This window comes from Bacillus sp. YBWC18, assembly GCF_002998775.1.
GTDB lineage: Bacteria > Bacillota > Bacilli > Bacillales > Bacillaceae > Bacillus.
Window position 1 is genome coordinate 571,432 of sequence record NZ_PVRI01000001.1, and the last position, 25,809, is coordinate 597,240.

Genomic DNA, 25,809 nt, shown 5'->3' on the forward strand with positions numbered 1-25,809 from the left:
CGTGAAGCTATGGAAAAATTAGCAATCGTACTTTGTATCATTCTCATTGTGCAGTATGGGTTATCTTTTATTCAAATCAAGTACTACCGCAAGAGCATGGATTCACTTATTGATGACTACAAAGGGAAGCAAGGCTATCACTTGTTTTCGGGAATGGAACGGCGCAAAGTTGGCCCTGGAGCCATAGCGCTCATCATTGTGGATGAATCTTATATCATTCAAAAATGCCATGTGCTTGGCGGTGTGTCGATCTTATCTAAATTTAAAGAAGTTCCTTCATATGAAGGAAAGCATGTTGGTGCAGTGCTAGACGAGCACCATATGATGAAGCAGACATTGAAAAAACGCAAAAAGGGGCCAGCTGTCATGCACGCACTTTCCATGGCGGCTGAACAAGCACTTGTCTCGATTTCGAAAAAAAATATAACAAATGTGAACTAGAGAAAGGGGAGATGAAACATGGAATGGATTCAATGGTTTGGAGAGCACTTTATCGGAATGTTTGAAGCCGGCGGAAAGCAATTCATGGGTCTTGTTACAGGCATCGTTCCAACGCTTGTTGTGTTACTTACTTTCACTTATGCTGTCATGAAGTTTATTGGAGAAGAGCGAGTGAATAGAGCGATCCAGTTTGCAGCGAAATATACGATTTTGCGCTACACGTTAATGCCGATCTTATCTGTTCTTATTTTGACAAACCCAATGGCTTATACGTTTGGCCGCTTCTTACCTGAAAAACAAAAACCAGCATTCTATGATTCAGCTGTTTCATTTGTTCATCCGGTGACATCACTGTTCCCGTATGCCAATGCAGGAGAACTGTTTGTCTACTTAGGGATTGCAAACGGAATTAAAGAAGCAGGATATTCAATGTCAGAACTTGCTGTTCGTTACTTCTTAGTCGGGATCGTCGTCATTTTACTTCGCGGTATTATTACTGAATGGATTACAAAATACTTAGCAGGAAAAATGAAAGCGAATTCACAATAGGGGAGGGTTAGACATGACAAACCACAAAGTATTTGTTGCAAAAGGTGCTGGCGGATGGGGAAAAGGCTTAGAGCTTGAACCGACTGGTAAAAGAAGAAAGGTTGTTTCCATTACAGGGGGAGGCATTCACCCAGTTGCTCGTAAAATTGCAGAAATGACAGGGACAGAAGCATGTGACGGCTTTAAAAACTCGATACCAGAAGATGAAATGATGTGTGTTGTCATTGACTGCGGTGGAACTGCGCGAATCGGACTTTATCCAATGAAGCGCATTCCAACTGTAGACGTTTTGGCATCCTCTCCTTCTGGACCGCTTGCAAAACATATTACAGAGGATATCTTCGTATCAGGCGTAACAGAAAAGGATATTTCCTTTGCGGAAGCATCTGATGGTGAGGCGAAAGTAGAAGGTCAGGAAAACAGTGAGCCGATTGACAAGGAGAATTTCAAAGAAACCTATTCAAAACTGAAAGAGGAAAATATCGAGCGGCAGGAAAAAGGTAATTTCCTCATGAGATTCTCAAGAGGAATCGGGAAAGTCACCGGTACGTTCTATCAGGCTGGCCGTGATTCCGTTGATATGCTTTTGAAAAACATTATTCCATTCATGGCATTTGTCAGTATGTTAATTGGAATTATCAATTATACAAAAATCGGTGACTTGATTGCTCATTTTCTATCGCCACTGGCAGGATCTATATGGGGGCTCTTACTGCTCGTCGTGGTCTGTACATTGCCGTTCCTATCGCCTGTCTTAGGACCTGGAGCAGTCATTGCACAAGTCATCGGTGTTCTCATTGGTAGTCAAATTGCACTAGGGAATATCCCGCCTCAATTTGCACTCCCTGCACTATTTGCCATCAACGGTCAAGTAGGGTGTGATTTCATTCCAGTTGGTCTGTCACTTGGTGAAGCGAAGCCAGAAACGGTACAATATGGGGTACCAGCTGTTTTGTATAGCCGCCTTATTACAGGGGTTCTATCTGTTGTGATCGCATACGTTGCCAGCTTCGGTATGTATTAAACGTATTAAAGGAGGAATCGAGATACATGGTAACACAATCTGTCGTAAAAGAAATTGGGATCTTAGTCCCGCAATTTAAAGAAGATAAGCTGATTGTTTTATTTGGACCCGTAGCGCCGCAGGAATTAAGAGATATGTCCGTCATTCATGAGTTCGAACATTTAGAAGAACAGCCGCTGAAGCTGGGCGGTACCATTCAAGTGGGCGATCAAACGTACACGATCACAGCCCTCGGCAATAAAGCAAATGACAACTTTAAAGAGCTCGGCCATATTTCAATCTACTTCCAAGAGCCGTTTGATGATGTATTACCGGGAGCTGTCTTTGCATTCCCGCACACGTTTCCTGATATAAAAGAAGGCGTACGAATTGAAATTTCGTAACGATAAAGAAAAGCTGTTCCGTAAAAGGAGCAGCTTTTTTTATGTGAGGTTTACCAGAAAGAGCAATTGCGATATGCTGTAAACATTCATTATTTGTTTATTCAGAATTTTTACTCAGGGGGAAATGATGGTGTCACTTGAATTGAAGGATGTTTCTTTAAAACGAAATGGGAAATGGTTGCTGCAATCTGTTGACTGGCAGGTGAACAAAGAGGAGCACTGGGTGCTTTACGGTTTAAATGGTGCGGGAAAAACCGCTTTATTAAATATGCTCTGCTCATATTATTTCCCTACATCAGGTGAGATGACCGTGCTGGGACATGTCTTTGGCAAGGAGGCGCTTGGCGAAAAGCTCAGGAAGAAAATTGGCCTCATATCTGCGGGACTTGAAAAGAAACTGCACAGAGACGACAATGCATTTGAAATTGTTCTCAGCGGGGCATTTGCATCTATCGGGCTTTATGAAACCCCGACAGATGAGATAAGAGAGAAAGCCATTGATCTATTAAAAGCATTTGGTTCATTCAAATATGCGAACCGGACATATGAAACACTCTCACAAGGAGAAAAGCAAAAAGTCCTAATTGCGAGGGCTTTAATGAATGATCCCAAGCTCTTGATTTTAGATGAGCCTGTGACGGGTCTTGATTTTTTAGCAAGAGAACAGGTGCTGGAGACCATCTCATTCATTGCTTCAAAGCCTGATGCGCCTAATTTACTTTATACGACCCATCATGCAGAAGAGATTTTGCCTGTTTTTCAGCACACCTTATTATTAAAAGATGGGACTGTTTTTGATCAAGGAGAAACAAAAGAGATGATGACAAGCGATTTGCTTTCTTCCTTCTTTGAATGTCCGGTAGATGTGATGTGGAGAAATGGCCGTCCTCACTTAAGTAAATTGTAGATGAAAGAAACTATTGGTCTGTATCCCTGCTTTTCCATCATACATATTATAGTAGAAAACGAAAGGCGGGGAAGGACAGATGATCAGTATTTCTGAATTCCAAATCAAGGATGTCGTCGATGTGTCGAGCGGAAAAAAACTAGGCACCATTGGGGACATTGATATTAATGTCACGAGCGGTAAAATACAAGCGATCATTATCGGCGGCACAGGTAAAATGATGGGATTTTTCGGAAAAGAAGAGGAAATGATTGTGCCGTGGCGAAATATAGTAAAAATTGGCGAAGATGTGATACTTGTCCGATTGTCTTCTTAAAATTCGTATAACTCCTCAATGAACTATTCAATGATCCTTAAAATAAGCTCTCCATTCTTAGCAAACAATGTCTTTTTCGGGTAAAAAGATTACGTTTTCATATCAATTTGAAAAAAAACCTGTAGAAAGGGCACATTTGAGTGTAATATTTAATGAATCCCACTAACTGTCTACGCATGTCTTGTGGTAAAATAGGAGCGAAATAAAGAGAGATGAATGAAAGGTGGGAGGGCAGCTTTGACACACAAATATGACCCCTTTCAGCAGAAATCACCTTATGCAATGACCATTCATGATTGGACGAACATGACATGTTCTGGTAAAGAGGTATTGGCCGGATTTACGACAAAAAATGGCGGCTTCAGCCTTTCTCCATATCAATCATTGAACACTGGACTCCATGTAGGAGATGATGCTTCTAGTGTCCAAATGAATCGTCAAGTCATAGCAGATGCTACTGCTGTGCCGCTCTCTGATTGGGTGTTTGCAGACCAAACACACGATGACCGCATCAAGAAAGTCACCAAGGAGCAAAGAGGAAGAGGAAGTCTTCATTATCATGAGGCACTGCCTGGAACAGACGGCTTATATACGTCTGAACCGAACATGATGCTCGCTCTTTGTTTCGCCGATTGCGTTCCGCTTTATTTTCTAGCTCCGCAACATGGACTTATCGGAACAGGCCATGCCGGATGGAAAGGAACCGTCAAGCAAATTGGTGCAAAGATGGTAGATCTATGGGTCAACCAAGAAGGTGCCAAGACCGATCAAATACAAGTCGTCATTGGACCATCCATTGGCAGCTGCTGCTACATAGTCGATGACGTGGTCATGGATCAAGTGAAACAGCTTCCCTTTTCAACAGAGGATGTGTATTCCGAGATTTCACAAGGACAATATAAATTAGACTTAAAAACATTAAACAAAAACGTATTGCTTCATGCAGGGATGAAAGAAGAAAACATACATGTCAGTTCGATGTGCACAAGCTGCAGTGATCAGCTTTTCTTCTCACACCGCCGTGATCAAGGGAAAACAGGACGTATGATGTCTTTTGTCGGGTTTAAGGAGGCATAAGTGCAATTGAATGTACGAGAGAATCTCAGACAAATAAATGAACAAATAAACGAAGCATGTAAAAGAGCCGGCCGGAACCCAGCGGATGTATCAGTCGTCGCTGTCACAAAATATGTCTCGATTGAGCGAGCACAAGAAGCCAAGGAAGCAGGAATTTTGCACTTTGGAGAAAATCGTGACCAAGGGTTACTTGAAAAACAAGCGGCCATAACCGATGAAAGCATTAGCTGGCACTTCATCGGCAGTTTACAAACACGAAAAGTAAAATCTGTCATTCAAACAATTGACTACTTACATTCGCTCGACAGGATGTCTCTTGCGAATGAAATTGAAAAAAGAGCGGATCACACGGTTCGCTGTTTTGTACAGGTAAACACATCACTGGAGGAGTCAAAACACGGCTTACAAAGTGAAGACGTGATTCCATTTGTGAAGCAGCTCGCTGATTTCAAAAAGATTGAAATTGCTGGACTGATGACGATGGCTCCATTTACAGATGATCACACTGTGATACGAAACTGCTTTCAAACATTAAAAAATCTTCAAGAAGAAGTAAAACATCTTAACCAAGTAAATGCACCTTGTCAGCATTTATCGATGGGCATGTCAAATGATTTTGAAATCGCAATTGAAGAAGGTGCGACATTCGTTCGGATTGGCTCTTCACTTGTTGGAAATGAAACAGGAGGTGCGTGACATGAGCATAAAAAATAAGTTTAAAAGCTTTTTCACTCTCGACGATGAAGAGTATGAGTACGAATATATTGATGAAGAAAGAGAACCAGTCCAAGAAGAAAAAGGAACGAAGGACAAAGCGGCATTTCAAGAGCGTCCGCAGACTGGAAAACAAAATGTCGTCAGCTTGCAAAGCTTGCAGAAATCCTCTAAAGTGGTGTTAAGTGAGCCGCGTGTTTATGCAGAAGCGCAAGAGATTGCAGACCATATTAAAAACAGACGTGCAGTCGTCGTGAATTTGCAGCGCATTCAGCACGATCAAGCAAAGCGAATCATTGACTTCTTAAGCGGAACTGTTTATGCAATCGGTGGAGACATCCAGCGCATTGGCTCGAATATATTCCTCTGCACACCTGATAATGTGGATGTATCTGGCACAATATCAGAACTTTTGACAGAGGAAGAACCTCAGAGGTGGTAAATCATAGTGATTTTATATTACATTTTCCAGCTTTTACAGACTGTATTAACGATTTACTCATTCGCGATTATTATTTACATCTTTATGTCATGGGTGCCATCTGCAAGAGAAACATCGATTGGGCGTTTTCTGACAAATATTTGCGAACCGTATTTAGAACCATTTCGTAAAATTATTCCGCCAATTGGCATGATTGACATCTCGCCAATTGTGGCATTGCTTGTGATTCGTTTTGCTTCAGATTATGGATTGAGAGGTCTTTATCAAATGATTGCAGGAATCATGTAGACAGGCTGCCGGGCTTGGCGCTGCCAGGCTCTTTTACATAAGAGGGGAACAAAATGAGCGATATTTATCAACATTTTAGAAAAGACGAACAGCCATTTGTCGACCAAGTGTTAGGCTGGAAAAAAATCACACTCGACCAGTATCGTTTGAAATTAACAGACTTTCTTGATCCGCGTGAGCAGTTTATTACCGAGTCCGTCATCCAGCATGCTGATGAGCTTGGGATCATGTTTTTTGGCGGGTATGAAGGAGCGGAGCGCAAAAGAGCTCTCATTTATCCTGAATATTTAGAACCGGCTACTCAGGATGTTGAGCTGTCTTATTTTCAGGTGAACTATGCGAAAAAGTTTATTTCGTTAGAACACCCGAAGCTTCTCGGTTCACTGATTGGGACAGGCTTGAAGCGTCAAAAATTCGGAGATCTGTTATTTTCAGAGGAAGATGTGCAGTTTATTTGTACAAGTGATGTCGCCGATTTTGTGCGGGCGCAGCTGACACATGTCGGCAGAGCCTCCGTTTCATTAGAGGAAATCACGCAGGCAGATTTAAAGCCGGTTATGAGCAAGACTGACATCAAAGAAGATACCATTTCTTCACTGCGGCTGGATGCGGTATGTGCTGCAATCAGCCGTCAGTCTCGGCAAAAGGCACAGCTTTTGGTCAAAAATGGGCTTGTCAAAGTTAATTGGAAAGTCACTGAGGACCCTTCCTTTACAATCGGCGAAGGCGATCAGCTCTCTGTACGGGGATTTGGCCGATTTAGCTTGAAAACGATTGATGGGAAGACCAAAAAAGATAAATTTAAAGTAACATTTGAGCTTCTGACATAACGAACTTGAATCTGGAGGTGGCGAGGTTGCCATTAACACCTAATGATATTCATAATAAAACGTTCACAAAAAGCTTTCGCGGATATGACGAAGATGAAGTAAACGAGTTTTTAAGCCAAGTACGTAAAGATTACGAAATCGTGCTTCGCAAAAAGAACGAACTTGAAGAAAAAGTAAACGAACTTGACGAAAGACTTGGTCATTTTGCGACAATTGAAGAGACATTAAACAAATCAATTCTTGTGGCGCAGGAAGCAGCAGAAGACGTCAAACGTCATTCTGATAAAGAAGCGAAATTGATTATTCGTGAAGCGGAGAAAAATGCAGATCGTATTATCAACGAAGCGCTATCAAAATCAAGAAAGATTGCGATGGAAATCGAAGAGCTGAAGAAGCAGTCGAAGGTCTTTAGAACTCGTTTCCAAATGCTCATCGAAGCTCAGCTTGATCTTCTAAAAAATGACGATTGGGATCATTTACTGGAATATGAAGTTGACGCTGTCTTTGACGAAAAAGAATAAGCGCATCATCTTGACATGGCGTGCAGATGTTGCATATAATACCATCATAAATTAACAAGAGATAAACGTTTGAAAGGGACACTCGCAGTTGTCATATGCGTAATAAAGCGAATCAGGGATGGTGGAAGCCTGACATTACGAGACGCTGCAATGAGATCACCCCTTTAGTTCCTTTTCTGAAATGAATGAGTAAGAAAAGGCGTCTGATCACGTTACGATTTTAGAGTGGATAAGCGGCTGTTTCATAGCGCTGTCTAAAAGGGTGGTACCGCGAGACAAGCCTTCTCGTCCCTTATGGGATGAGAGGGCTTTTTTTATTGTTTTTTAATCAGAATTTGCATATGGAGGAATGGGTATGAACTACAAAGACACCTTATTAATGCCGAAAACAGAATTCCCAATGAGAGGGAACTTGCCGAACAAAGAGCCTGAAATCCAAGAGGAGTGGGCAGAAAAAGACATCTATCAAATGGTTTTAGAGCGGACAAAAGGACGCCCGACCTTTATTTTGCATGATGGACCTCCATATGCGAATGGTGACATTCATATGGGGCACGCACTCAATAAAATCCTAAAAGATTTTATTGTCCGTTTTAAATCAATGAATGGGTTCCACGCACCGTACGTACCGGGCTGGGATACACACGGCTTACCAATTGAAACGGCTCTTACTAAAAATAAAAAAGTCAAACGTAAAGAAATGTCGACAGCTGAATTCCGCAAACTATGTGAAGAGTATGCTTGGAAGCAAATCGAAGGTCAGCGCAATCAGTTTAAGCGATTAGGCGTAAGAGCAGACTGGGACAATCCATATGTCACGTTAAAGCCTGAGTACGAAGCGCAGCAAATTCTTGTCTTTGGTGAAATGGCGAAGAGAGGCTATATTTACAAAGGACTAAAGCCTGTTAACTGGTCTCCTTCAAGTGAGTCAGCACTTGCTGAAGCGGAAATTGAATATAAAGACAAACGTTCACCATCCATTTACGTTTCATTTAAAGTGAAAGATGGCAAAGGCGTACTTGAAAACGGCGAACAATTCATCATCTGGACAACAACCCCTTGGACACTTCCTGCAAACCTTGGGATTTGTGTTCATCCAAACCTAGAGTACAGCGTTCTTCAAGTGGGTGCTGAGCGATATGTTGTCGCATCTGAGCTAGTTGAACAAGTGGCAAAAACACTTGGCTTTGAAGAGTATGAAGTCGTGAAAACATTAAAAGGAAAAGAATTAGATACCATCGTTGCAGAGCATCCGATCTACGGCAGAGACTCTCTTGTCATGCTTGGCGACCACGTGACAACGGATGCAGGAACAGGCTGTGTTCACACAGCTCCAGGTCACGGGGAAGATGACTTTATTGTCAGTATGAAATACGGTCTTGATGTGCTATGTCCAGTAGACGAAAAAGGTGTGATGACAGAAGAAGCGCCTGGTTTTGAAGGATTATTCTACGAGGATGCCAATAAAGCGATCACAGAACAGCTTGAAGCAAAAGGCGCACTGAAAAAGCTCGACTTTATCACGCACTCTTACCCGCATGACTGGAGAACGAAAAAACCAACCATTTATCGTGCGACAGCTCAGTGGTTTGCATCGATTAAGGATTTCAGAGAAGCGCTATTAGACAATATTAAAGAAACGAAATGGGTTCCAGCATGGGGCGAAACACGCCTATTCAACATGGTGCGAGACAGAGGCGACTGGTGCATTTCAAGACAGCGTGTATGGGGCGTTCCAATTCCGGTCTTTTATGCGGAAAATGGCGAGCCGATCATCACAGATGAAACGATTCAGCATGTCTCTCAATTATTTAGAGAACATGGCTCTAATATTTGGTTTGAAAAAGAAGCGAAAGAACTATTGCCAGAAGGCTTTACACATCCAGGAAGCCCGAACGGTGAATTCACAAAAGAGCAGGACATCATGGATGTATGGTTTGATTCAGGTTCTTCTCACCAGGCCGTTTTAGAAGAAAGAGATGACCTTGTCCGTCCGGCAGACCTTTACCTTGAAGGCTCTGACCAATATCGCGGCTGGTTTAACTCTTCCTTATCAACAGCAGTTGCTGTCACTGGAAAAGCACCGTATAAAGGTGTTCTAAGCCACGGCTTTACGCTTGATAAAGAAGGACGCAAGATGAGTAAATCATTAGGCAATACGATTGACCCAACAAAGGTAGCGAAGCAGCTTGGGGCGGAGATTCTTAGACTTTGGGTATCTTCTGTCAACTATCAAGCCGATCACCCAGTGTCTGATGATATCTTGAAACAAGTAGCAGAGGTCTATCGTAAAATCCGTAACACGTTCCGATTCCTGCATGGAAACCTATTTGACTTTAATCCAGCAGTCAATGCGGTGCCGGTAGAAGAGCTTCGCGAAGTGGATCAATATATCTTGATCAAATTAAACAAATTGATTGATAAAGTGAAAAAGGCCTATGATGATTACGAATTTGCGGTCGTATATCATGCGATTCACAATTTCTGTACGATTGAGCTAAGCTCTTTCTATCTCGATTTTGCAAAGGATGTCGTGTACATTGAGCATGCAGATCATCCAGACCGCCGCAGCATGCAAACGGTCTTCTACGAAACATTAATGGCATTAGTGAAGCTGACTGCACCAATTCTTCCGCATACAGCAGATGAATTATGGAGCCACTTAAGCTTTGTTGAAGAGCCAAGTGTTCAGTTAACAGATATGCCAGAAGGTGTGACTGTTCCTCAAGCGGAAGCGACAGAAGTGAAGTTTGACCGCTTTATGGAAGTGCGTGACGATGTGCTAAAAGCGCTCGAAATTGCGCGTAATGAGAAAGTCATCGGACGTTCACTTGAAGCAAATGTCACTCTTTATGCGACAGAAGAAGTGAAAAATCTTCTAGCATCCATTAAAGAAGATGTGAAGCAGCTCTTTATCATCTCTGAATTAACGGTAGAAGATGAGCAAAATGCTGACGCATCAGCACCTGGATACACATCAGGACGGATTCTGGTTCAAAAAGCAGAAGGAGAACTGTGCGAACGTTCCCGCATTATTTCAAAAGATGTTGGTGCAAATCCGAAATACCCAACATTGTCACTGAAAAATGCTGAAATCGTGGAAAAATATTACCAGAATTAACAGTGTGATATGACCAACTAGCGCCCCGCCATATGCGGGGCGTTTTCTTTTTTGCGAAAATGACAGCGTTTAGAACGAAAGGAAAAATCTTATGGCTTTAAAGTGGACAGCCGGGGCAACAATATGATTATCACGACAGGGCAGGAGTTGAAATAGCGACATGAATGGCGATCTAGAGACGATTTACACGGAACTCCTTCAAATGAAAGAAGAGCTGCAATCTAAACTGTTTGAATACGCATCATTTCGTTCACCCGCTGAGCATGTCACAATGAACGAGGTCCAAACGACCACGCTTCTTTATCACATCAAAGAAGAGCTGCAAGATGTGTCTCTTGCTATTGCAAAAATTGAGCAGGGAACCTATGGTATATGTGAGGCGACAGGTGAGGTCATTCCGCTTGAACAAATGAGTATTCTTCCTACCGCACGCACGGCTGACGACTTTCTATATCATAAGCAATACGAGAAAAAAGCCTTCACTCCTTATCCTCACGAATCAGATGATTCTCATTTTGAAGCCTTCCACATGTAGGGAGGTTTTTGTCTGTCAACTAAAGTTTCTTTACTCCTTCCTGTTTTCTTGATAAAATGCTTAAAGATCAAAGTATGAAGATGGAGGAACGTGTGTGTTCTATTACATAATCGCATTCGTGATGATTTGTTTAGATCAATTAACAAAATGGCTCATTGTCAAAAATATGATGCTCGGAGATTCTTATCCAGTGATTGATGGCTTCTTTTATATCACGTCTCACCGAAATTCAGGAGCCGCATGGGGAATTCTCCAAGGACAAATGTGGTTTTTCTATGTGATCACACTCGTTGTTATTGCGGGAATTGTTTATTATTTGCAAAAGCATGGGCAAAAGGACAAGCTGCTTGGAGTAGCGCTGGCCTTAATGCTTGGCGGAGCAATTGGAAACTTTATCGACCGCGTTTTCCGTCAGGAAGTGGTAGATTTTGCTCATTTCGTCTTTGGGAATTATCACTACCCAATTTTTAATATTGCAGATTCTTCTCTATGTGTAGGGGTTATTCTGCTCTTCATTCAAATGCTTTTAGATGGAAAGAAAACGAAGGAGTCAACTACATGAATCAAGTAAATATTGCCGTTTCAGAAGATCAAACGAGTGAACGGCTTGATAAATTTCTAAGCACGACAGAACCAGAATGGTCAAGAACCCAAGTCCAGCAGTGGGTAAAGGATGGGCTGATCGAAGTAAACGGGAAACAAGTGAAAGCCAATTACAAAGTACAAGCTGGAGATGAGATTAAAGTCGAGATTCCAGACCCAGAAGTACTAGATGTAGAAGCAGAACCAATGGATCTTGATATTTATTATGAGGATGCAGATGTGCTAGTGGTGAATAAACCACGAGGAATGGTTGTTCATCCAGCGCCAGGTCACGTCTCTGGAACACTTGTAAATGGACTGATGGCACATTGCACGGACTTATCAGGCATTAATGGTGTGATGCGTCCTGGAATTGTCCACCGAATTGATAAAGACACGTCTGGACTGTTAATGGTCGCGAAAAACGATATGGCGCATGAATCACTCGTCAATCAGCTCGTGGCTAAGACCGTCACAAGAAAATATACGGCCGTTGTCCATGGCATTATCCAGCATGATACAGGCACAATTGATGCCCCAATTGGCAGAGACAAAAAAGACCGCCAAAGCATGACGGTTACAAAAGAAAGTGCAAAACAAGCAGTCACTCACTTTGATGTGATTGAACGCTTTCAGGACTTCACGGTTGTGGAGTGCCGTCTTGAAACAGGAAGAACACACCAAATTCGTGTTCATATGAAATATATCGGCTATCCGCTTGCAGGAGATCCGAAATATGGACCGAGAAAGACAGTCGATTTTAATGGACAGCTGCTTCATGCAGGTGTTCTAGGATTTGATCATCCTAGAACAGGAGAATATATCGAGTTCACAGCACCGATTCCTGCTGATATGCAAGCTTTTATCGATTCATTAAGAAATAACGATTGACAGGCAGTTCTTTTTTTGAAATAATAAACGAAGAAATGAAGATTCTTTAAAACAGTCCAGAGAGGCTGAGAAGGATAACGGATCAATTTGTGCACGTGTATGCACAAATGAACGCCCTCTCTGCCCTTTGCAGAAGGGGCTTTTTATTTGTCAAAAAGAGGTGTAAAAGATGGAACAAAAAGCAGTCATTCTTGATGAACAAGCGATCAGACGAGCGCTTACCCGAATTGCACATGAAATGATCGAGCGCAACAAAGGGATGAAGGATGTCATCCTTGCCGGGATCAAGACAAGAGGCATTCATCTTGCAAAGCGCCTTGCAGAGCGCATCGAGCAAATTGAAGGAAATCCAGTCACAGTGGGTGAACTTGATATTACGCTATACCGTGATGACCTGACAAAAAAGACAGACAACCAAGACCCGCTTGTAAAGGGTGCAGACATCCCAGCTGACATTAATGACAAAACACTGATCGTCGTTGACGATGTCCTGTTTACAGGCAGAACCGTCAGAGCGGCCATGGATGCCCTTGTGGATGTAGGAAGACCATCTTCCATTCAGCTTGCTGTTCTCGTTGACCGGGGACACCGGGAGCTTCCGATTCGAGCGGATTATATCGGGAAGAACATTCCGACATCAAAAGCAGAGACCGTCATGGTTCAGCTGAATGAAGTAGATCAAAACGACCTTGTCGCTATATATGAAAAATAACCTTTTTAAATGCATTCCAGAGAGTTTGCAAAGAGGGCAATAACAGAGACACCGAGCACACGGCTTAAGTGACGTGTACGGTTTTTCTAGGCCTCTTTGCGCATACTCGCAAAGAGGCTTTTTTAATGAAAAAGGACACATCTAGGAGGAAAATCATGAGTCAGCAAAAAGCCAATTTAGGCATTCGAGATATCCCAAAACCGTTCACATGGCTGTCACTTAGCCTTCAGCATTTGTTTGCCATGTTTGGCGCGACCATTCTTGTACCAAAAATCATTGATATGAGTCCGGCCGTCGCGCTCATCTCAAGTGGTGTTGGAACCATTGTTTACTTAATCATCACAAGAGGACAAATTCCGGCGTATCTTGGATCGTCCTTTGCCTTTATCGCCCCCATACTGAATGTCAAAGCAACAGGCGGCCCTGGAGCCGCAATGGTTGGTGCCTTCATGGCGGGTGTCGCTTATGCACTCATTGCACTATTTATTAAATGGCTCGGCACAGGCTGGCTGATGAAACTTCTGCCGCCGGTCGTCGTAGGGCCAGTCATTATGGTCATCGGACTCGGACTCGCTGGAACAGCTGTCAACATGGCGATGTATGTTGATCCGAATGCAACCGAGCTTGTTTACAGCCTTAAGCACCTAATGGTCGCCGGCTTCACACTGGCTGTCACGATTATCAGCATGATCTTCCTAAGAGGATTCCTAAGCTTGATCCCAGTATTAATCGGAATTATCAGCGGCTATCTCTTTGCTTTAACACAAGGCATTGTGAACTTCCAGCCGGTCATTGACGCGAAATGGTTTGCTGTACCAGACTTCGTCGTACCATTTGTCGACTACACACCTGCTGTGACTTTAAGCATTCTCACAGTGATGGTGCCGGTTGCCTTTGTGACAATGTCTGAGCACATCGGCCACCAAGTGGTGTTAAGTAAAGTTGTAGGGCAAGATTTTATTAAAAAGCCTGGTCTTCACCGCTCCATTTTAGGAGACAGTGCAGCGACGATCTTCGCTTCACTCATTGGCGGACCGCCAACAACAACGTATGGAGAGAACATCGGGGTCCTTGCCATCACAAGAGTGTTCAGTATCTTCGTCATCGGCGGAGCAGCAGTCTTTGCGATCTGCTTCGGCTTTGTCGGAAAAATTTCAGCATTAATCAGTACAGTGCCGTCCGCGGTCATGGGAGGCGTTTCGTTCCTGCTCTTTGGGATCATTGCCTCAAGCGGTCTGAGAATCCTGATTGATCATAAAGTGAATTTTGAAGAAAAGCGTAATCTCATTATCGCATCAGTCATCTTAGTCATCGGAATTGGCGGGGCATTCATTGAGGTGAAACAAATCAACCTCACTCTATCTGGAATGGCACTTGCTGCCATCACGGGTGTCCTGTTAAACCTGATCCTGCCACAGCAAAAAGCGGAGGATGACGAGTCAAATGAATCGAATACAGAAAACCTTTTAAAAGAAGTCCAGTGAGGCTGACAAGGGTTCTAAAATGAGCAGAATGCACGAAAGTGCCGCTGCTTCTTTTGGAGAACCCTAAGCTGCCGAGGCTTAGGGTTTTTTTGAACCTGAAAGTGATGAAAAACTAGAGGGGGAAGAAAAAATGAATGATCTATCGACAATGAGTAGCTTGTCTAAAGAAGAGATTTTACAGCTGATTGAAGAAGCAGCGGCTCTCAAAAAGGGGAAGCAAGAGCTTGGCTTAGCGGGAGAATTTGTAGCAAACCTCTTCTTTGAACCAAGCACAAGAACACGATTTAGCTTCGAAGTTGCCGAAAAGAAACTGGGGATGAATGTACTGAGCTTAGATGCAGCAAGCACCTCCGTTCAAAAGGGCGAAACACTTTACGATACGGTAAAAACGCTCGAATCCATCGGCGTGAAAGCATGTGTGATTAGAGACAGCACCGATGAATATTACAATGAGCTGATCGGGAAGGTTGGGATTCCCATCATCAATGCTGGAGATGGCTGCGGTCAGCACCCGACACAATCACTGCTTGACCTGATGACCATCTATGAAGAGTTTGGCGGCTTTGAGGGCTTAACGATTTCGATTCATGGAGACATCAAGCACAGCAGGGTGGCAAGGTCAAATGCTGAGGTTCTCTCAAGGCTGGGAGCAACAGTCCTTTTTTCAGGGCCTGCTTCCTTCCAAGATGAGCAAAACCCTCACGGAACGTATGTCCAAGTAGATGAAGCCATCACACAATCTGATGTGGTGATGCTGCTCAGAATTCAGCATGAACGACATGCTGAAAAAATGGGCAGTGAAGATTACTTATCGACTTATGGATTAACAGTAGACAGGGCAAACAACATGAAAGAACGAGCCATTATTATGCATCCAGCACCAGTGAACAGAGGTGTTGAAATAGATGATTCATTAGTAGAGTCAAAGCAGTCAAGGATTTTTAAGCAAATGGAAAATGGAGTCTATATCCGAATGGCCGTATTAAAAAGAGCTTTTCAAAATAGCAGACTACATCAAAAAGGGAGAGATTCTGTCTATGTCGTATCTCATTAAAAACGGTTTTATCTTAACAAGCACAGGTGAAAAAGTGCAGCAGGATATTAGGGTAGAAGGAGAAGTGATTCAAGCGATGGGTCACTTAGAAAGAGAAGATGGAGAAGAGGTCATTGATGCTAAAGGGCTATTTGTTTCACCAGGCTTAATTGATCTGCATGTACATTTAAGAGAGCCAGGTGGAGAGAAAAAGGAAACGATTGAAACAGGCTCTAAAGCAGCAGCAAGAGGCGGCTATACAACGATTGCAGCGATGCCGAATACACGCCCAGTTCCGGATACAAAAGAGCAAATGGAATGGCTCATGAATCGGATCGAAGAGACCTCTTCTGTCAGAGTACTGCCATACGCCTCCATCACAACTAGGCAAATTGGGGAAGAGATGACAGACTTTGCAGCACTAAAAGAAGCAGGCGCCTTCGCTTTCACAGATGACGGGGTTGGCATCCAAACAGCAGGCATGATGTACGAAGCGATGAAAAAGGCAGCAAGTCTTGATCAAGCGATTGTGGCACACTGTGAAGATAACTCGCTCATTTACGGCGGATGCGTTCATGAAGGAGAATTTTCAAAAGCAAATGAATTAAACGGTATACCGTCCATTTGTGAATCGGTGCATATTGCAAGAGATGTTCTTTTAGCAGAAGCAGCGAACTGCCATTATCATGTATGTCATATCAGTACGAAAGAATCTGTGCGAGTCGTTCGCGATGCAAAAAAAGCAGGCATCCGTGTGACAGCTGAGGTGTCACCGCATCACCTGCTGTTATGTGATGCGGACATCCCTGGTCTTGATACAAACTATAAAATGAACCCGCCGCTCAGAGGAAAAGAGGATCGCGAGGCACTGATCGAGGGACTTTTAGATGGAACGATTGATTTCATCGCAACAGACCATGCGCCGCATACTGAAGAAGAAAAGAACGAAACGATGCAGCGTGCACCTTTTGGAATTGTCGGGCTTGAAACAGCGTTCCCGCTTCTGTATACACGATTTGTCAAAACAGGCGAATGGACATTAAAAGAACTCGTTGATTATATGACAATCAAGCCAGCAGAAGCCTTCTCTCTTCCATATGGAAAGCTGGAAGAAGGACAAACAGCTGATATCACACTCATTGATTTAAACAAAGAAATGGCAATCGATAAAAAAAGCTTCTTATCAAAAGGGCAAAATACACCGTTTGACAAATTGACTGTATCAGGATGGCCGGTCATGACACTTGCATCTGGGAAAGTCGTGTATGAAGAGGGGAGACTAGTAAAATGAAGAGACGCTTAGTGCTAGAAAACGGAACAGTATTCGAAGGAACAGGCTTTGGCAGCTTAGAATCGTCAGTCGGAGAAGTCGTCTTTAATACAGGGATGACGGGCTATCAAGAAATTTTGTCTGATCCATCATACTGCGGACAAATTGTCACACTCACTTATCCGCTCATCGGCAACTATGGCATTAACCGTGATGATTTTGAATCGATCACACCGTTTGTAAAAGGGCTGATTGTGAAGGAGTTTTGTGAAAAGCCCTCAAACTGGCGCTCTTCATACTCACTAGATGAATACTTAAAAATGAAAAACATTCCAGGTCTTAGCGGAATCGATACACGGAAGCTGACGAGAATGATTCGAAGTGCAGGGACTTTAAGAGGGGCGTTTGCAGGACCGGAAGAACAAGTGGAAGACGTAGTCCGCCGCCTTCAAACAATGCAGCTGCCGACTGATCAAGTGAGTCAAGTATCTGTGAAAAATGCGTATCCAAGCCCGGGAAGAGGAAAAAGAATTGTCCTTGTCGATTTCGGCATGAAGCATGGCATTTTGCGCGAGCTCAATAAACGTGACTGTGATGTCATCGTGGTGCCGTACAATATCACGGCAGATGAAGTGCTGCAGTTAAAGCCTGATGGGATCATGCTTTCAAACGGCCCTGGAGACCCTGTTGATGTACCAGAAGCAGTCGAGATGATTCAGCAATTGATTGGAAAGGTTCCGCTCTTTGGCATTTGCCTTGGACATCAATTATTCGCTCTTGCGTGCGGCGCAAGTACTGAAAAAATGAAATTCGGACACAGAGGCTCGAATCACCCAGTCAAAGAACTAGCCACCGGCAAGGTGACACTGACATCTCAAAACCACGGCTACACAGTCAGTGCGATTAACGAGGACGTGCTCGAAGTCACACATATCGCCCTAAACGACAATACGATTGAAGGGTTAAAACATAAAGAAGCACCAGCATTCACTGTCCAGTACCACCCAGAAGCGTCACCAGGTCCAGAAGATGCGAACTACTTATTCGACCAGTTCATGGACATGATTCATACAACTGAGAAAGAAGGGGAAGAAGTATGCCAAAACGCGTAGACATCAAAAAGATTTTAGTCATCGGTTCAGGTCCAATCATCATCGGACAGGCAGCGGAGTTTGACTATGCAGGCACACAGGCTTGCTTAGCACTGAAAGAAGAGGGCTATGAAGTCGTTCTTGTGAATTCCAATCCAGCGACCATCATGACAGATACAGAAATGGCCGATAAGGTATACATCGAACCACTGACACCAGAATTCTTAACACGAATCATTCGAAAAGAACGTCCTGATGCGATCTTGCCAACACTTGGCGGACAAACTGGACTTAACCTTGCTGTTGAATTATCAGACCTTGGCGTATTAGCTGAATGCGGTGTTGAAGTATTAGGAACAAAGCTGTCAGCTATTCAAAAAGCAGAGGACAGAGATTTATTCCGTAATCTGATGAATGAACTAAATGAGCCTGTACCAGAAAGTGAAATCATCCATAACCTTGAAGAAGCGATAGCGTTTACGAATCAAATCGGTTTCCCTGTCATTGTGAGACCAGCTTATACATTAGGCGGAACAGGCGGCGGAATTTGTACAAACGAGCAAGAGCTGAAGGAAATCGTCGAAAACGGCCTGAAGTTAAGCCCAGTCACACAATGCTTACTTGAAAAAAGCATTGCAGGTTTTAAAGAAATTGAATATGAAGTCATGCGTGATAGCGGTGATCATGCGATCGTTGTTTGTAACATGGAAAACTTTGATCCTGTCGGTATCCACACAGGTGACAGTATCGTTGTGGCGCCAAGCCAAACATTAAGTGACCGTGAATATCAGCTGCTTCGCAATGTGTCGCTCAAGCTGATCCGGGCACTTGGCATTGAAGGCGGCTGTAACGTACAGCTGGCGATTGACCCAGACAGCTTTCAATACTATATCATCGAAGTAAACCCGCGCGTCAGTCGTTCTTCTGCACTTGCGTCGAAAGCAACTGGTTATCCAATTGCCAAACTTGCAGCGAAAATTGCTGTTGGCTTAACGCTTGATGAAATGATGAATCCAGTCACAGGGAAAACCTATGCTGCCTTCGAACCAGCACTTGACTATATTGTGTCTAAAATCCCGCGCTGGCCGTTTGATAAATTCGAATCTGCTAACAGACGTCTTGGAACGCAAATGAAAGCAACGGGTGAAGTGATGGCGATCGGACGTACATTAGAAGAGTCCCTTCTAAAGGCTGTCCGTTCACTTGAAGCTGATGTGCATCACATTGAATTAAAAGATGAAGCAGATATCACAAACGAAGTGCTTGAAAAGCGGATTATCAAGGCGGGAGACGAACGATTATTCTATATCGCCGAGGCGCTTAGAAGAGGCTATACGGTTGAACAAATACATGAATTCTCAAAAATTGATTACTTCTTCCTTCATAAGCTGGAAGGCATCATCGCATTTGAAAAGACATTAAAAGAAAACAATGGCAATACAGACGTATTAAAAGAAGCAAAAGATAAAGGCTTCTCAGACATCTATATTAGCCGTGAGTGGAATATGAATGAAGCGGATGTCTACAAGCTAAGACAAGAAGCAGGCATCGTACCTGTCTACAAAATGGTAGATACTTGTGCGGCTGAATTTGAATCCGAGACGCCATATTTCTATAGCACGTATGAAGATGAAAATGAATCAGAACGCACAGACAAGAAAAGCGTCATCGTATTAGGCTCAGGTCCTATCAGAATCGGTCAAGGAGTTGAATTTGATTATGCGACGGTTCATTCTGTGTGGGCAATTAAACAAGCAGGCTATGAAGCAATCATTATTAACAACAACCCTGAAACGGTCTCAACAGACTTTAGTATTTCAGATAAGCTCTACTTTGAACCACTCACTGTAGAAGATGTGATGCACATCATTGATCTTGAGCAGCCTGAAGGAGTCGTCGTCCAGTTCGGCGGACAAACGGCGATCAACCTAGCAGATGAATTATCAAATAGAGGGGTGAAGATTCTCGGCACTTCTCTTGAAGACCTAGACCGCGCCGAAAACCGAGACAAGTTTGAACAAACATTAGAAGCACTCGGCGTGCCGCAGCCTAAAGGGAAAACAGCTACGTCTGTGCCTGAAGCTGTAGCGATTGCCAATCAGATCGGCTACCCAGTCCTTGTCCGTCCTTCCTATGTATTAGGCGGTCGTGCGATGGAAATCGTTTATCAAGAAGAAGAGCTTCTTCACTACATGGAGAATGCGGTGAGAGTCAATCCGCAGCACCCAGTGTTAATTGACAAATATTTGACGGGAAAAGAAATTGAAGTAGATGCCGTATCTGATGGGGAAACTGTCGTGATCCCAGGCATTATGGAACATATTGAAAGAGCCGGGGTCCACTCCGGTGACTCGATTGCGGTTTACCCGCCGCAAACATTGTCTGATGAGATCAAAGCGAAGATCGCAGAATACACGATCAAGCTTGCAAAAGGCCTCAATATTATTGGGCTGCTAAACATTCAATTTGTTCTCTCGAAAGGTGAAGTGTACGTACTTGAAGTGAATCCTCGTTCAAGCCGGACAGTTCCTTTCTTAAGTAAAATTACAGGCATCCCGATGGCAAATCTAGCGACAAAAGTCATTTTAGGTGACAAGCTTAAAAACTATGGCTACGAAGAAGGACTTCACACAGAGCAAGAAGGGGTGTACGTCAAAGTTCCAGTCTTCTCTTTTGCAAAACTAAGAAGAGTGGATATTACACTCGGGCCTGAAATGAAATCTACAGGTGAGGTCATGGGGAAAGATGTCACAATTGAAAAAGCCCTCTACAAAGGATTAATTGCATCAGGCATTCAAATTCCTAAAGACGGAACAGTTCTTCTAACAGTTGCTGATAAGGATAAAGAAGAAGGACTTGAGATTGCAAGAAGATTCCACTCGATCGGCTATCATATTTTAGCGACAGAAGGAACGGCGAATTACTTAAAACAAGCCTCCATCCCATCAAGTGTTGTCGGCAAAATAGGAGAAGAAGGCAAAAACCTTCTCGATGTCATTCGAAACGGGGAAGCCCAATTTGTCATCAACACTCTGACAAAAGGAAAACAACCGGCAAGAGACGGCTTTAGAATCAGACGTGAAGCTGTTGAAAATGGCGTAGCTTGCTTAACGTCGCTAGATACAGCAGAAGCCATTTTAAGAGTGCTGGAAAGCATGACATTTAGAGCGGACGAAATGCCAGAAGTGAAAACGAATGCTGAGGTGACAGTAACGATATGAAAAAAGCATACTTGACGGTCGTCTCAAACCGAGAGATCGCTGATCATATTTACGAAATGACATTAAAAGGAGACCTTGTGGACTCCTTTCAAACGGCTGGACAATTTCTTCATATCAAGGTCAGCGAGTCCATGACACCGCTGCTGAGAAGACCGATCAGTATTGCCAATATTCATGCCGAGAAACAAGAAGCAACCATCATCTACCGCGCAGAGGGAGAGGGCACAAAGCTCCTTTCCCAAAAGCGGGATGGGGAATCCATCGATGTATTAGGACCGCTTGGCAATGGGTACGATCCTTCAGTTGTTCAGCCAGGTCAGACAGCCTTACTAGTCGGCGGTGGAATTGGTGTACCGCCTTTATATGAACTGTCCAAGCGTTTAACGAAAAAAGGTGTCATCGTCAAGCATGTCCTTGGCTTTCAATCGAAAAAGGATGTATTTTACGAGGAGAAATTCCAAGCACTCGGAGATACGTTTATCGCGACAGTTGATGGGACATATGGTTCAAAGGGCTTCGTGACAGGTGTCATTGAAGAGAATGATTTGAGCTTTGATGTCATGCTTTCCTGCGGACCGACACCTATGTTAAAAGCACTAAAAGACTCTTATCCCGATAAGCCTGTCTATATTTCAATGGAAGAACGAATGGGCTGCGGAATTGGTGCTTGCTTTGCATGTGTCTGTCATACCGACCAGCACGAAAAACCTTACGTCAAAGTCTGTCTGGATGGACCTGTATTTAAAGCAGAGGAGGTGGCATTGTCATGCTAAACGTTGAGTTACCCGGCTTATCTTTAAAGAATCCGATTATCCCTGCATCAGGCTGCTTTGGATTCGGAAGGGAATTTGCTTCATTATATGACTTATCCTTGCTTGGCGGTATCATGATCAAGGCCACAACCCTTGAACCGAGATTTGGCAATCCGACACCAAGGGTAGCGGAGACAGGTGCCGGTATGCTCAATGCAATCGGTCTTCAAAATCCAGGCCTAAAAGGCGTGCTGGAAAATGAATTGCCTTGGCTTGAGCAGTTTGATACACCGATCATTGCAAACGTCGCTGGCTCACAGGTCGATGATTATGTCGAAGTAGCCAAGCAAATCAGCCAAGCAAAAAATGTCCATGCCCTTGAACTGAATATTTCATGTCCGAATGTCAAAACAGGCGGAATTGCCTTTGGTACAGATCCTCATATGGCAGCAGCATTGACAAAAGCGGTGAAGGAAGTCTCTTCGGTTCCTGTCTATGTCAAACTGTCTCCTAACGTAGCCAATATTGTGGAGATTGCTCAAGCGATTGAATCTGCTGGAGCGGATGGACTCACGATGATTAACACGTTAATCGGTATGCGTTTAGATTTAGAAACGGGGAAACCGATTCTTGCCAATAAAACAGGCGGATTATCAGGCCCTGCTGTCAAACCTGTCGCTGTGCGCATGGTACATGAGGTCAGTCAAGCAGTGTCTATCCCGATTATCGGAATGGGCGGGGTGCAAAATGCTGAAGACGTACTTGAATTTTTACTAGCAGGAGCGAGTGCAGTAGCTGTTGGCACAGCCAATTTTGTGAACCCATTTATTTGTCCAGAAATCATTGAAGAACTGCCAAAAGTATTAGCAGCCTATGGGTATTCATCTGTAGAGGAATGTATCGGAAGGAGCTGGAAACATGAAGCACTTGCCCATCATCGCGCTTGATTTTCCATCAGGGCAGGAGGCGCTCGCCTTTTTAGAACCCTTTGAAGGGACACCATTATTTGTGAAGGTCGGCATGGAGCTGTTTTACCAAGAAGGACCTGCCATCCTTGAGGCACTTAAAGAAAAAAATTGCCGCATTTTCCTCGATCTCAAATTACATGACATTCCAACAACGGTGCAAAAAGCAATGAACCGGCTTGCCGCACTTGGTGTTGATTTGGTCAATGTGCATGCTGCTGGCGGGAAACATATGATGCAAGCTGCGTTAGAAGGGCTTGAAAGCGGGACGCCTGCTGGACAAAAACGTCCAGGCATTATTGCAGTGACACAGCTGACGAGTACATCAGAAGACATGATGAGAAGCGAATTACTCATAGACCGTCCGCTGCAAGAGACTGTCATCCGGTACGGTCAATTGGCATATGAAAGTGGACTAGACGGTGTTGTTTGCTCTGTGCATGAATCCAAAGCCCTTCATGAGCACATCTCACCTGCCTTTCTCACTGTAACGCCGGGGATTCGCTTACAAAATGATCAAACCGATGACCAAAAGCGTGTGGCGACTCCTGCTTATGCAAAAGAGCAAGGTGTTTCACAAATTGTTGTCGGAAGGTCAATCACGAAAGCTGAAAAACCATTGGAAGCCTATCATCAAATTTTAAAAGAATGGGAGTGACTGCCAGATGAAAACAAAAATCGCTAAACACCTATTACAAATCAAAGCGGTCTCATTAAAACCAGACGAACCGTTTACATGGGCAAGCGGTATCAAATCACCGATCTATTGTGACAACCGTCTTACCTTGTCCTACCCAGAAGTAAGACACGACATTGCTGAAGGTCTTAAAGAGTTGATTCTCACCCATTTTGAAGGAGCGGAGGTTGTTGCTGGTACTGCAACAGCAGGCATCCCGCATGCGGCATTAGCGGCAGACCGTCTGAACGTGCCGATGTGTTATGTGAGAAGTAAGCCAAAAGCACATGGAAAAGGGAATCAAATTGAAGGAGCCGTATCAAAAGGTCAAAAGGTGGTCGTCGTAGAAGACTTGATTTCAACAGGAGGCAGTGTGCTTGAAGTGGTCGCTGCTCTTCAAGAAGCGGGCTGTGACGTACTAGGAGTTGCCGCGATCTTCACATACGGACTGCCAAAAGCTGCGGCAGCATTTCAAGAGAAAAACATTCCATATGTCACCCTAACAGACTATGACACACTGACAGACGTGGCACTTGAGCTGAAAGCGATCGAGCCTTCTGCTATGAATAAACTAAAACGCTGGAGACAAGATCCTTCCTCTGAATCTTGGATGAAAGAAACCGTCTAAAAAGCTGCGCGTACCCGTACAGCTTTCAGCGTGTAGACAAACCCTCGCATTCTTTGTCAGGACTGCGTGCCGGTGCTCTCGAATGTTCAATTCGCTCCGCTCTGGTACTCGTCCTTCCTAGACTTCAAAGGATTTCTATCACGCTGAATACAATATGAAGCTGCGCCTACCCGCACAGCTTTTTTATTTGGTTAAAAATAGTAAAATAGACTCAAATTCAAATAAAAACTAATCCTATCAATAAAGTCGGGTTGACTTTTGTTTGAATTGTGTTAATATTTAAGACAAATTAAAACACTTATCCAGAGAGGTGGAGGGACTGGCCCGATGAAGCCCGGCAACCTGCGATTTGCAAGGTGCTACTTCCTGCAAAATGATTCTATTTTGAAAGATAAGGAAATGAGCTTCCTCATCTTTCTTTCGGACTGAAAGGAAGTTTTTTTATTTTAACGGTGAGGAGGAAGACGAGATGGAAGTGAAGCGAAATCAGGATGAAGACTTATTGAAGCATATGCAGAAACTGAAGGAAGATATGAATTCGGTTCAGTTACGCTGATTGTTCAGGACGGTCAAGTGATTCAAGTGGAAGAAAACAGAAAAAGTCGGTTGACGTAGTGCGGAGAGTAGTGATACTCCGGAAGGGGAGAAACAATGTTAACTTATGAAAATTGGCAAGAGCCGTCCATTACATTTCAAGAGGATGATTTGTATAAAGGGGCCTTATCTGTGCTGAAATGGGCATACGGTCATTATGGTGATCAGCTCGTTTATGCATGCAGCTTTGGTATTGAAGGCATCGTCCTCATTGATCTTATTGCGAAAGTAAAAAAGGATGCAAGAATTGTCTTTTTAGATACAGGTCTGCATTTTAAGGAAACGTACGACACAATTGATGCGGTAAAGGAAAGATACCCTGGTTTAGATATTGTGCTGAAAACCCCTGAGCTGACGGTTGAGGAGCAAAACGAGCAGCATGGTGATCAGCTATGGAAAACGGACCCTCAAAGCTGCTGCCATATGCGTAAGGTCATTCCTTTGCAAGAAGCGCTATCCGGCTATCCGGCATGGCTTTCTGGCTTAAGAAGAGAGCAGTCACCCAAGCGAGCAGGGACGAACTTTTTAAATCAGGATGAAAAATTCAAATCAGTGAAAGTATGTCCGCTTATCCACTGGACGTGGAAGGACATATGGAGATATGCATCTAGAGAGGAACTTACTTATAATCCGCTGCATGATCAGGGATATCCAAGTATCGGTTGTGCCCCGTGTACACAGCCGGCATTTACTGCCGAGGATCTTCGTTCTGGCAGATGGTCAGGCACAGCTAAGACTGAGTGCGGATTACATGAGTAAGGG

General features: G+C 43.7%; 28 protein-coding genes and 1 riboswitch. All 28 genes read left to right on the forward strand.

All coding sequences use genetic code 11. The features are described from left to right. Positions 1 to 9 precede the first annotated feature (9 nt). The 28 genes from C6348_RS03020 (at position 10) to C6348_RS03160 (ending at position 25,806) form a co-directional block, all read left to right on the forward strand. Positions 10 to 441 (forward strand): transcriptional regulator GutM, encoded by a 432-nt coding sequence (locus tag C6348_RS03020; protein ID WP_034662530.1) that lies wholly within the window; start codon positions 10 to 12, stop codon positions 439 to 441. A gap of 18 nt (positions 442 to 459) precedes the next feature. Further along, a complete protein-coding gene (gene srlA, locus C6348_RS03025; protein ID WP_003210918.1) occupies positions 460 to 990 on the forward strand; it encodes a PTS glucitol/sorbitol transporter subunit IIC in 531 nt (176 codons plus the stop codon). Positions 991 to 1,003: 13 nt separating this feature from the next. After that, the gene (gene srlE / locus C6348_RS03030; protein WP_034662527.1) at positions 1,004 to 2,014 is read left to right on the forward strand and encodes a PTS glucitol/sorbitol transporter subunit IIB; all 1,011 of its coding nucleotides are present in this window, start codon (positions 1,004 to 1,006) and stop codon (positions 2,012 to 2,014) included. A 26-nt stretch (positions 2,015 to 2,040) separates the two neighbouring features. Then, complete coding sequence (locus C6348_RS03035; protein ID WP_106041820.1) at positions 2,041 to 2,397, forward strand: PTS glucitol/sorbitol transporter subunit IIA; 357 nt, start codon at positions 2,041 to 2,043, stop codon at positions 2,395 to 2,397. Between the two features lie 127 nt (positions 2,398 to 2,524). Then, positions 2,525 to 3,304, forward strand: a complete 780-nt coding sequence (locus tag C6348_RS03040) for an ABC transporter ATP-binding protein (RefSeq protein ID WP_106041822.1) — start codon at positions 2,525 to 2,527, stop codon at positions 3,302 to 3,304. 79 nt (positions 3,305 to 3,383) lie between these two features. Next, complete coding sequence (locus tag C6348_RS03045; RefSeq protein WP_008344958.1) at positions 3,384 to 3,620, forward strand: YlmC/YmxH family sporulation protein; 237 nt, start codon at positions 3,384 to 3,386, stop codon at positions 3,618 to 3,620. A 237-nt stretch (positions 3,621 to 3,857) separates the two neighbouring features. After that, positions 3,858 to 4,697, forward strand: a complete 840-nt coding sequence (gene pgeF / locus C6348_RS03050; protein ID WP_106042319.1) for a peptidoglycan editing factor PgeF — start codon at positions 3,858 to 3,860, stop codon at positions 4,695 to 4,697. 6 nt (positions 4,698 to 4,703) lie between these two features. Then, positions 4,704 to 5,393, forward strand: a complete 690-nt coding sequence (locus C6348_RS03055) for a YggS family pyridoxal phosphate-dependent enzyme (protein WP_066031761.1) — start codon at positions 4,704 to 4,706, stop codon at positions 5,391 to 5,393. Between the two features lies 1 nt (position 5,394). Then, a complete protein-coding gene (locus tag C6348_RS03060; protein ID WP_034662521.1) occupies positions 5,395 to 5,853 on the forward strand; it encodes a cell division protein SepF in 459 nt (152 codons plus the stop codon). 6 nt (positions 5,854 to 5,859) lie between these two features. After that, positions 5,860 to 6,141: a YggT family protein gene (locus C6348_RS03065; protein WP_106041824.1), complete on the forward strand. Its 282-nt coding sequence runs from the start codon at positions 5,860 to 5,862 to the stop codon at positions 6,139 to 6,141. Between the two features lie 53 nt (positions 6,142 to 6,194). Then, complete coding sequence (locus C6348_RS03070) at positions 6,195 to 6,971, forward strand: YlmH family RNA-binding protein (protein ID WP_106041826.1); 777 nt, start codon at positions 6,195 to 6,197, stop codon at positions 6,969 to 6,971. Between the two features lie 26 nt (positions 6,972 to 6,997). Beyond that, complete coding sequence (locus tag C6348_RS03075; RefSeq protein WP_003211323.1) at positions 6,998 to 7,492, forward strand: DivIVA domain-containing protein; 495 nt, start codon at positions 6,998 to 7,000, stop codon at positions 7,490 to 7,492. A gap of 355 nt (positions 7,493 to 7,847) precedes the next feature. After that, entirely contained in the window at positions 7,848 to 10,613 is a 2,766-nt protein-coding gene (gene ileS / locus C6348_RS03080) for an isoleucine--tRNA ligase (RefSeq protein ID WP_060596200.1), read from the forward strand. A 160-nt stretch (positions 10,614 to 10,773) separates the two neighbouring features. Beyond that, entirely contained in the window at positions 10,774 to 11,148 is a 375-nt protein-coding gene (locus tag C6348_RS03085) for a TraR/DksA family transcriptional regulator (protein ID WP_060596201.1), read from the forward strand. 94 nt (positions 11,149 to 11,242) lie between these two features. After that, positions 11,243 to 11,710, forward strand: a complete 468-nt coding sequence (lspA, locus tag C6348_RS03090; protein ID WP_012009890.1) for a signal peptidase II — start codon at positions 11,243 to 11,245, stop codon at positions 11,708 to 11,710. Continuing rightward, a complete protein-coding gene (locus C6348_RS03095) occupies positions 11,707 to 12,621 on the forward strand; it encodes an RluA family pseudouridine synthase (RefSeq protein ID WP_066030939.1) in 915 nt (304 codons plus the stop codon). The genes lspA and C6348_RS03095 overlap by 4 nt, the downstream gene beginning before the upstream one ends. Before the next feature lie 169 nt (positions 12,622 to 12,790). Continuing rightward, on the forward strand, positions 12,791 to 13,333 hold the full coding sequence (pyrR, locus tag C6348_RS03100; RefSeq protein ID WP_024424234.1) for a bifunctional pyr operon transcriptional regulator/uracil phosphoribosyltransferase PyrR: 543 nt from the start codon (positions 12,791 to 12,793) through the stop codon (positions 13,331 to 13,333). A gap of 155 nt (positions 13,334 to 13,488) precedes the next feature. Further along, positions 13,489 to 14,817 (forward strand): solute carrier family 23 protein, encoded by a 1,329-nt coding sequence (locus C6348_RS03105; RefSeq protein WP_060596204.1) that lies wholly within the window; start codon positions 13,489 to 13,491, stop codon positions 14,815 to 14,817. A gap of 130 nt (positions 14,818 to 14,947) precedes the next feature. Next, complete coding sequence (locus C6348_RS03110; RefSeq protein ID WP_106041828.1) at positions 14,948 to 15,871, forward strand: aspartate carbamoyltransferase catalytic subunit; 924 nt, start codon at positions 14,948 to 14,950, stop codon at positions 15,869 to 15,871. Beyond that, a complete protein-coding gene (locus C6348_RS03115; RefSeq protein WP_106041829.1) occupies positions 15,855 to 17,141 on the forward strand; it encodes a dihydroorotase in 1,287 nt (428 codons plus the stop codon). Before C6348_RS03110 ends, C6348_RS03115 begins: the two co-directional genes overlap by 17 nt. After that, a complete protein-coding gene (locus C6348_RS03120; protein ID WP_106041831.1) occupies positions 17,138 to 18,232 on the forward strand; it encodes a carbamoyl phosphate synthase small subunit in 1,095 nt (364 codons plus the stop codon). The genes C6348_RS03115 and C6348_RS03120 overlap by 4 nt, the downstream gene beginning before the upstream one ends. Then, positions 18,217 to 21,432 carry a carbamoyl-phosphate synthase (glutamine-hydrolyzing) large subunit gene (carB, locus tag C6348_RS03125; RefSeq protein WP_106041834.1) on the forward strand — a complete coding sequence of 1,072 codons (3,216 nt, stop codon included), beginning with the start codon at positions 18,217 to 18,219 and terminating at the stop codon, positions 21,430 to 21,432. The genes C6348_RS03120 and carB overlap by 16 nt, the downstream gene beginning before the upstream one ends. Continuing rightward, positions 21,429 to 22,205, forward strand: coding sequence for a dihydroorotate dehydrogenase electron transfer subunit (locus C6348_RS03130; RefSeq protein ID WP_060596209.1), 777 nt, complete (start codon positions 21,429 to 21,431; stop codon positions 22,203 to 22,205). The genes carB and C6348_RS03130 overlap by 4 nt, the downstream gene beginning before the upstream one ends. Next, entirely contained in the window at positions 22,199 to 23,131 is a 933-nt protein-coding gene (locus C6348_RS03135) for a dihydroorotate dehydrogenase (protein WP_106041836.1), read from the forward strand. The genes C6348_RS03130 and C6348_RS03135 overlap by 7 nt, the downstream gene beginning before the upstream one ends. Beyond that, positions 23,103 to 23,807: an orotidine-5'-phosphate decarboxylase gene (pyrF, locus tag C6348_RS03140; RefSeq protein WP_106041838.1), complete on the forward strand. Its 705-nt coding sequence runs from the start codon at positions 23,103 to 23,105 to the stop codon at positions 23,805 to 23,807. The genes C6348_RS03135 and pyrF overlap by 29 nt, the downstream gene beginning before the upstream one ends. Positions 23,808 to 23,814: 7 nt before the next feature. Continuing rightward, positions 23,815 to 24,453, forward strand: coding sequence for an orotate phosphoribosyltransferase (gene pyrE, locus C6348_RS03145; RefSeq protein WP_034662482.1), 639 nt, complete (start codon positions 23,815 to 23,817; stop codon positions 24,451 to 24,453). Between the two features lie 295 nt (positions 24,454 to 24,748). Further along, a riboswitch (SAM riboswitch) is annotated at positions 24,749 to 24,851 on the forward strand. Between the two features lie 157 nt (positions 24,852 to 25,008). Further along, the gene (locus C6348_RS19145; protein WP_240667870.1) at positions 25,009 to 25,068 is read left to right on the forward strand and encodes a DUF2292 domain-containing protein; all 60 of its coding nucleotides are present in this window, start codon (positions 25,009 to 25,011) and stop codon (positions 25,066 to 25,068) included. A gap of 36 nt (positions 25,069 to 25,104) precedes the next feature. Further along, positions 25,105 to 25,806: a phosphoadenylyl-sulfate reductase gene (locus C6348_RS03160; RefSeq protein ID WP_034662479.1), complete on the forward strand. Its 702-nt coding sequence runs from the start codon at positions 25,105 to 25,107 to the stop codon at positions 25,804 to 25,806. Positions 25,807 to 25,809 lie beyond the last annotated feature (3 nt).

What these genes read in the sequence shown, in the direction of transcription:
- C6348_RS03115 (WP_106041829.1), top strand. Translation starts at nt 15,855, where the DNA reads ATGTCGTATCTCATTAAAAACGGTTTTATCTTAACAAGCACAGGTGAA.
- ileS (WP_060596200.1), top strand. Translation starts at nt 7,848, where the DNA reads ATGAACTACAAAGACACCTTATTAATGCCGAAAACAGAATTCCCAATG.
- C6348_RS03135 (WP_106041836.1), top strand. Translation starts at nt 22,199, where the DNA reads ATGCTAAACGTTGAGTTACCCGGCTTATCTTTAAAGAATCCGATTATC.
- pyrF (WP_106041838.1), top strand. Translation starts at nt 23,103, where the DNA reads ATGAAGCACTTGCCCATCATCGCGCTTGATTTTCCATCAGGGCAGGAG.
- C6348_RS03070 (WP_106041826.1), top strand. Translation starts at nt 6,195, where the DNA reads ATGAGCGATATTTATCAACATTTTAGAAAAGACGAACAGCCATTTGTC.
- pyrR (WP_024424234.1), top strand. Translation starts at nt 12,791, where the DNA reads ATGGAACAAAAAGCAGTCATTCTTGATGAACAAGCGATCAGACGAGCG.
- C6348_RS03035 (WP_106041820.1), top strand. Translation starts at nt 2,041, where the DNA reads ATGGTAACACAATCTGTCGTAAAAGAAATTGGGATCTTAGTCCCGCAA.
- C6348_RS03060 (WP_034662521.1), top strand. Translation starts at nt 5,395, where the DNA reads ATGAGCATAAAAAATAAGTTTAAAAGCTTTTTCACTCTCGACGATGAA.
- C6348_RS03130 (WP_060596209.1), top strand. Translation starts at nt 21,429, where the DNA reads ATGAAAAAAGCATACTTGACGGTCGTCTCAAACCGAGAGATCGCTGAT.
- srlE (WP_034662527.1), top strand. Translation starts at nt 1,004, where the DNA reads ATGACAAACCACAAAGTATTTGTTGCAAAAGGTGCTGGCGGATGGGGA.
- C6348_RS03120 (WP_106041831.1), top strand. Translation starts at nt 17,138, where the DNA reads ATGAAGAGACGCTTAGTGCTAGAAAACGGAACAGTATTCGAAGGAACA.
- C6348_RS03040 (WP_106041822.1), top strand. Translation starts at nt 2,525, where the DNA reads ATGGTGTCACTTGAATTGAAGGATGTTTCTTTAAAACGAAATGGGAAA.
- C6348_RS03045 (WP_008344958.1), top strand. Translation starts at nt 3,384, where the DNA reads ATGATCAGTATTTCTGAATTCCAAATCAAGGATGTCGTCGATGTGTCG.
- C6348_RS03110 (WP_106041828.1), top strand. Translation starts at nt 14,948, where the DNA reads ATGAATGATCTATCGACAATGAGTAGCTTGTCTAAAGAAGAGATTTTA.
- C6348_RS03105 (WP_060596204.1), top strand. Translation starts at nt 13,489, where the DNA reads ATGAGTCAGCAAAAAGCCAATTTAGGCATTCGAGATATCCCAAAACCG.
- C6348_RS03085 (WP_060596201.1), top strand. Translation starts at nt 10,774, where the DNA reads ATGAATGGCGATCTAGAGACGATTTACACGGAACTCCTTCAAATGAAA.
- C6348_RS03095 (WP_066030939.1), top strand. Translation starts at nt 11,707, where the DNA reads ATGAATCAAGTAAATATTGCCGTTTCAGAAGATCAAACGAGTGAACGG.
- pyrE (WP_034662482.1), top strand. Translation starts at nt 23,815, where the DNA reads ATGAAAACAAAAATCGCTAAACACCTATTACAAATCAAAGCGGTCTCA.
- C6348_RS03020 (WP_034662530.1), top strand. Translation starts at nt 10, where the DNA reads ATGGAAAAATTAGCAATCGTACTTTGTATCATTCTCATTGTGCAGTAT.
- C6348_RS03160 (WP_034662479.1), top strand. Translation starts at nt 25,105, where the DNA reads ATGTTAACTTATGAAAATTGGCAAGAGCCGTCCATTACATTTCAAGAG.
- carB (WP_106041834.1), top strand. Translation starts at nt 18,217, where the DNA reads ATGCCAAAACGCGTAGACATCAAAAAGATTTTAGTCATCGGTTCAGGT.
- srlA (WP_003210918.1), top strand. Translation starts at nt 460, where the DNA reads ATGGAATGGATTCAATGGTTTGGAGAGCACTTTATCGGAATGTTTGAA.